The organism is Oceanobacillus limi, assembly GCF_900111445.1.
Classification (GTDB): domain Bacteria; phylum Bacillota; class Bacilli; order Bacillales; family Amphibacillaceae; genus Ornithinibacillus; species Ornithinibacillus limi.
On the sequence record NZ_FOHE01000011.1, the window covers coordinates 135,661 to 142,161 of the forward strand.

Sequence of the window (6,501 nt, forward strand, 5' to 3'; positions counted from 1 at the left end):
TCCGGGTGAACGTTGATTCTTCATGCTTTAACGTCGATTCTTTCCGTCTGAACGTTGATTCTTCCGTCTGAACGTCGATTCCTCCGGGTGAACGTCGATTCTTTCCGTCTAAGCGTCGATTCTTTCCGTCTGAACGTCGATTTTTCATGCTTTAATGTTGATATTTCCTTTTAAATGTTGAATACTTCCCTAAGGGTTAAAATAAGACGAACTCAAATTCACATAGTTACAAAAACAAGGACTACCCCAGTGTCCAGGGTAGTCCTAATCCATATTATATTATTTTGTTGTTATTAAGCTTGTGGTCCGCCAAATTGCTGTTCAGCAGTTTGAACAAGACGTTTTGTAATTTCTCCACCAACGGAACCATTAGCGCGAGAAGTTGTATCTGCACCTAGGTTTACGCCAAATTCTGATGCAATTTCATACTTCATTTGGTCTAATGCTTGTTGAACACCAGGCACTACCAATTGATTTGAATTATTGTTGTTTGCCATGGTATATCACCTCCTTGGTACTACTTATAGTGTGAGGAATACGCTAGTTTAATTCACCATTTTTATTGGTAAGTCTTGTTAGTTTTTCAAATTCGTAGGAAACAAGAGAGCGAACTATTTCATGAACGTGAAAATGCTATTTGGTTGAACACTGCCTATAAAAAAAGCACCTATGAACTATACGCTCATGGTGCAAAACTGATTAGATTTAAAATAAATCTTCAAATACTTCTTCTTTTATTTGTTTTTCGTCCGTGATTTCGATGACTTCGATACCTTCAACTGCTTCATCGATTAAATCCTGATAATTAAATTGACTCTCATAATAATTTACTCTATCCCGTTTCGGTTTTGTTTTTGGAGCCTTAGGAACAAAAATGGTACAACAATCTTCATATGGGCGGATAGAGATATCAAATGTATCAATTTTCCTAGATATCTCTATAATTTCATCCTTATCCATTGTTAATAATGGTCGTAACACCGGATAATTGGTAACTTCATTAATTGTATTCATGCTTTCCATTGTCTGACTTGCAACCTGTCCAAGATTCTCCCCCGTTGTTAAAGATAATATATCTTCATTTCTACATACTTGCTCACTGATTCGCAACATCATTCTTCGCATTACTGTCATCCCATAACCATCTGGCGTCTCTTGGAAGATCCGCTGTTGAAGTTTTGTAAATGGAACAACATGAATTTTAATCTTATGCCCAAAACCGGTTAATTCCTCCGCTAGATCAAGAACTTTTTGTTTGGCTCGATCACTCGTAAATGGTGGAGAATGAAAATGAATTGCTTCAATCTCTACTCCACGCTTCATTGCTAAATATCCTGCTACTGGACTATCTATTCCACCAGACAGCAATAGCAATGTTTTACCTGCTGTGCCTACAGGTAAACCACCTAACCCTTTGACTACTCCTGACGTAATATAAGTTGCCTCTGAACGTACTTCAACCTTAATTTCCAAATCAGGATGGTGAACATCGACTGTATAATGAGAAGTATTTGTTAATAAATGACCTCCTAGTATCTGATTCATATCCTGAGAACGATACGGAAAATCTTTATTAATTCTTTTTACGGTTACCTTGAATGTCTTCACACCATCTGCATTTTGGAGTGCAAAAAGAGATGCACTCTTGATCTCATCAATGTTATTCGCAACTTTGATAGCCAAACTAAAACTGTGAATACCAAAGATGTTTTTACACTTATCTATCACTTCATGTGGGTCATGTCCATTAAGAATTACAAACATTCTTCCTTGCGTCCTTTTTACGGTAACGTTTGGAAATTCCTTCAGTTTATGACGAATATTGGCTTGTAGTTTTTGTAAGAATCTTTTTTGGTTCTTTCCTTTTAAAGCTAATTCTCCATATCGAATTAAAATGTGATCATATTGCATAATTATCTACTCCATTACTTCTTTTAGTTGTTGGATTGCTTCCTTAAGTTTAATAATAAATGTTCCTACTTCTTCTTTGGTATTATCATAAGACAAACTCACGCGCAATGCGGAAGTTGAACGTTCCTGTTTAAATCCGCATGCAGATACAATTCGACTTTCATCCAGTTGTTTGGAAGAACATGCGGATTTAGTTGAAATATATATCCCCTGCTCCCCAAGCATATGAATGATAACTTCCGGTTTTATGCCTGGTACAGAGAAATTTAAAATATGAGGTGCTGCCGTATCTGGTGAAGTATTCAAGTATACTCCTTGTATTTGCTCTAACTCTGTACGCAAGTAATGATTGAGCACTTCTAAAGAATTCCGTTCATTCTTTTCCCTATCTTTAATTAATCGCAATGCTTTTACCATGGCTACAGCTCCAGCTAGATTTTCTGTTCCAGAGCGTATGCTTCTCTCTTGTTCGCCACCATGGAATAACGGAAAAAGCTTTGTTCGTTTATTACTATATAAAATCCCGGTCCCTTTTAATCCATGGACCTTATGTCCTGACATTGTACAAAGGTCAATCCCGCTATTTGCCAATTTTAATGATATTTTTCCTAAGCCCTGGACATGATCAACATGAAAGGAAAGCTTAGGATGTTTTTTTGCAATTTCACCTATCTCTTCAATAGGTTGCACGGAACCTATTTCATTATTGACATGCATGATACTAATTAAAATCGTATCATGTCTTATTGCATTTTCTAATTCAGTGACCGATATAATACCATTTTCATTGACAGGCAAATAGGTAACTTCAAATCCTAATTTTTCTAAGCTTTTACATGCTTCAAATACGGACGGATGTTCAATTTGAGAGGTAATTATATGCTTTCCTCTTCCCTGATGTTCAAGAGCGATTCCCTTGATAGCTATATTATTCCCTTCCGTACCACCAGATGTAAAAATAATTTCATCTTCATCAACTAGTAGGATTTGTGCAGCTTGTTGCTTTGCCTTTTGTAATAACTTTTCTGCTTCTCCTCCAAGCTGATGGATGGAAGAAGGATTAGCAAAGAACCGTTCGGACACTTGATGGAAACTATTTAAAACGTCTGGATGTGGCTTTGTTGTTGCACTGTTATCTAAATATATCATCAAAACTCCCTCTCCTTATCATTAACACCAACTATTAGAAAAAAATTCACTTATAATCAACAAAAAATAGAAGGCTGTCTTTAGAAAAGGATTCAATCTTTTCTTAAGGCAGCCTTTCTCTATACATCATTACACCGAAGTTAACATAGCACGATTTTCTTCAATTCGTTTTAAAGCCCCAGGTTCAATTTCCTCAACAGCAACAGCTGCTTGTTCTAAGGCCAATTCGTATTCATAGGATCTAAAAGAACTTTCTGCTTCTGCTAATTTAGCTGCTAGCAGTGGATATTTACTTCGATATCGATTGGCATATTGTATAACTTGTTCGGTTAAATAAGCTTGCTCTAACATATTATCTGTCTGTTCCATCATATTGTCAACCGCTACTTGTGCCTCACCCAAAGCTCGCTGTACCTCACCGATATCTAACGGCTCTTTTTCTAACGCTTGTAGAACACGGTGATTTTTTTCAGTAGCCTCTTCCATCATCTTCCATATAAAATTCGGAACACCTGGAATATTGCTTTTCTTTAGTTTTCTAGACACAAGATGAATTTGATCTCTCATTTCGCTTAATTTATCTTTTGCTTCTAGTTCATCTTTCCGTAAATTATAGACACTATCTTTAAACATCTCATGGTTTTGTTGAATTTCCTCTAGTTGTTCAAATCCTTGGTCTAATTTGTCCCTTAAATCTGAATGAGCGATATCTTCCGACTCTAAACCAGCTTGTATTTCATCATATTGCTTTTTTAATTGATTGATGTTCTTTTCAAGAGAGAGATATTTTTCCATATCTTGATCATCAAAGTAATAAGTTTTTTTCAATCGCTCCACATCACTTTTCGTTTCATCAAAGGATGCAGCAATTTCCTTTAACGATTTTTGATATACTGGAGCTTTTGATTCCATATAACTTTTGGCAATTGCTTCTTTTTCCAATAGTTGATACATTTCCTGAATACGATCATTAAGTTCTTCTATTAGTATCTTAGGTTCTGAGGTTTCTCTTTTTTCAAGTGCCTTAAGACAATCGATAAGACGCTCTTGGTACATTTGTATCTCTTTTTCAAAGCCAAGATGCTCAACTCGATATCCATCTTCTTTCATTTCTTTAATACCCTTATATAAATCATCCAGTTGACCTGGAAGCTCATTTTTACAAGCTTTAAATAGAGAAGGGTACTCGTTAATTTGCTCGTCAAGCATGTCTAACTCAGACTTTAATTTACCCACTAACTCACTAGCCTCAATATAATTCCCCGATTGGACGAGATCATAGTATTGTTCTAACATTTCATCTTTTTCATCAAGTTCTACTTCAAACCGAACCTCTGCCTTACCATATTGAAATCTATTTTGCATTATTTGCTTACGTAGTGATTTTATCTTTGGCTGAATATGCTCTATTTCTTTTCGACTTGTTTCCTCAGATTCCATTAGTTCATCTAACTCACTTAGAATCTTTTCAATATCTTTTTCAATTGCCTGCATAATTTGGTTTGCATTTCTAAGTGTCTTTTTCGCACTTGAAAAACGATAGCGATCCGCAGCCTCTTCTGCATCAAATAAATACTCTTCAATATCTGGTAATTCCTTATTAAGAATCAATTCCCACCGTTCTTTCCATGACTCAAAACGTTCTTGCGTTTCCCCCGAAAGATTTAAACTTTTAATACGTGAAAGCTGAGCAGTAATATTTCGATTCATAATATCCATCTTCCAGCTTTCCTGGCGGTCAACCTCATCATAAACACGTTTTCTTAATATAAGTCCAATTATAATAATCGTTATAACAACTAAAACAATAGCAATAATATACTCCATAAAAAGCCCCCTAACTAATTCCCTAAATAAGAGGATACACCCTATTTAAACAATATTTTCAAAGAATTAAATATAAACTTATTTATATAATCTTAATGATACCATGTAAAAGCCTTTTATGGCTAAAAAAAACTTATAAAATTGACGAATAATGTATTTTTTTGATAAATAAAGGAATTAATTCAATCAAACGTGGATGGATGGAGTAATAAATACTCGGGTGAAATGGTTCGGTGACAATATTATTCAACTAAACTATAGGATTATTGGTAGCTTCATCAGGGTGAAGAATATAATCTAACCAGTTATGTATGGATTGTACATAATTCTCTATAAATTTTGCATGAGAATAATCCCCGACGACCTGCTTCTTCCATTCATTATGTAAAATATATGGCGTTACAAGCATCCCTTTTAATTGCAATAATAAAAACTCGCGTTCCACTTTACTTTGCTTACTGCCATTGACAGCATCCATAAATGTCATACTTAATAGATAATTTTCCTTCGCCAAATAAGTAACAGCCATTTCCCTAACAAAAACAGAGTCCAATGATAATTCACGGTGAATGAAACAAGAGAATTGAAGGTTATTCTGTTTATACTGTATAATGGACCATATTAATTTCTTGATTTTTTCTTCAGACGATACCGTCTCGGTTTGTCGAATAGATTCTTCCATCGTTTCTAAATATGCTTCATAATATTGGGTAACAGCATACTCTAATAATCCTTGTTTCCCTTTAAAATAATAGCTTATTAACGAAACATTGACAGAGGCAGCTTCCGCAATATCTCTTACGGATGTACCATGAAAACCTTTTTGGAAAAACAACTTAGAAGCTGCATGAATGACTTTTTGTTTTGTAGGACTGTTTTTCATCAAATTCAACTCCTATATAAACATTTATGGTTGTCGAATATGGAACACCATCTATATCATTATTACGACAAAGAAAGAAATTATCCTTCATTTTTTCATCGACAATTTCTTATACGATTGTCGAATTATTAGGGTTGAGAGGAGAGAGGAAATATGTTTCAAACTACCAGTTATTCAGGTGATAAAGTTAAGGATTATGAATTAATGATAAAGCAACTACAATCACTATTGGAAGGTGAGAAGGATAAAGTAGCAAATTTATCCAACGCATCTGCATTATTAAATCAATTTTTGAATGAAGTGAATTGGGTAGGATTTTATTTATGGAAAGAAGACCAGTTAGTTCTTGGGCCATTCCAAGGTCTGCCAGCATGTATTCGTATCCCTTATGGAAAAGGAGTCTGCGGAACAGCGATTAAAGAACAAAAAACACAACGAATTGAAAATGTCCATCATTTCCCGGGACATATTGCTTGTGACAGCGCAAGCCAATCTGAAATTGTAATTCCAATCTTTATTGATAATGAAGTCTTTGGAGTACTTGATATTGATAGTCCTATCGTCGATCGGTTTGATGAAACAGATCAAATTTATCTAGAAAAATTTGTTGATACTTTAAAGAGTTATTTATAAAAAGGTTCTACGTCAAATGTTGGGGTAGGAGTGCACACTCCTATCCCTTATCCTACTTGAAAGTCTAAATCTTTATATTGATGATGTAGTAATACACG

At 34.9% G+C, this 6,501-nt stretch carries 6 protein-coding genes; 1 reads left to right on the top strand and 5 read right to left on the bottom strand.

All coding sequences use genetic code 11. The features are described 5' to 3' along the window. Positions 1–293: 293 nt before the first annotated feature. From BMX40_RS12910 to refZ, 5 genes are all read right to left on the bottom strand, one after another. The gene (locus tag BMX40_RS12910) at positions 294–497 is read right to left on the bottom strand and encodes an alpha/beta-type small acid-soluble spore protein (RefSeq protein ID WP_090870553.1); all 204 of its coding nucleotides are present in this window, start codon (positions 495–497) and stop codon (positions 294–296) included. Between the two features lie 208 nt (positions 498–705). Continuing rightward, a complete protein-coding gene (gene thiI, locus BMX40_RS12915; RefSeq protein ID WP_090870555.1) occupies positions 706–1,911 on the bottom strand; it encodes a tRNA uracil 4-sulfurtransferase ThiI in 1,206 nt (401 codons plus the stop codon). Between the two features lie 6 nt (positions 1,912–1,917). Next, complete coding sequence (locus tag BMX40_RS12920; protein WP_090870557.1) at positions 1,918–3,060, bottom strand: cysteine desulfurase family protein; 1,143 nt, start codon at positions 3,058–3,060, stop codon at positions 1,918–1,920. Positions 3,061–3,189: 129 nt separating this feature from the next. Continuing rightward, complete coding sequence (ezrA, locus tag BMX40_RS12925; protein WP_090870560.1) at positions 3,190–4,887, bottom strand: septation ring formation regulator EzrA; 1,698 nt, start codon at positions 4,885–4,887, stop codon at positions 3,190–3,192. 250 nt (positions 4,888–5,137) lie between these two features. Continuing rightward, positions 5,138–5,770, bottom strand: a complete 633-nt coding sequence (gene refZ, locus BMX40_RS12930; protein ID WP_090870562.1) for a forespore capture DNA-binding protein RefZ — start codon at positions 5,768–5,770, stop codon at positions 5,138–5,140. 153 nt (positions 5,771–5,923) lie between these two features. On the opposite strand from refZ, the gene BMX40_RS12935 reads away from it, so the two are divergent. Then, entirely contained in the window at positions 5,924–6,403 is a 480-nt protein-coding gene (locus tag BMX40_RS12935) for a GAF domain-containing protein (protein ID WP_090870564.1), read from the top strand. The last annotated feature ends 98 nt before the right edge of the window (positions 6,404–6,501 follow it).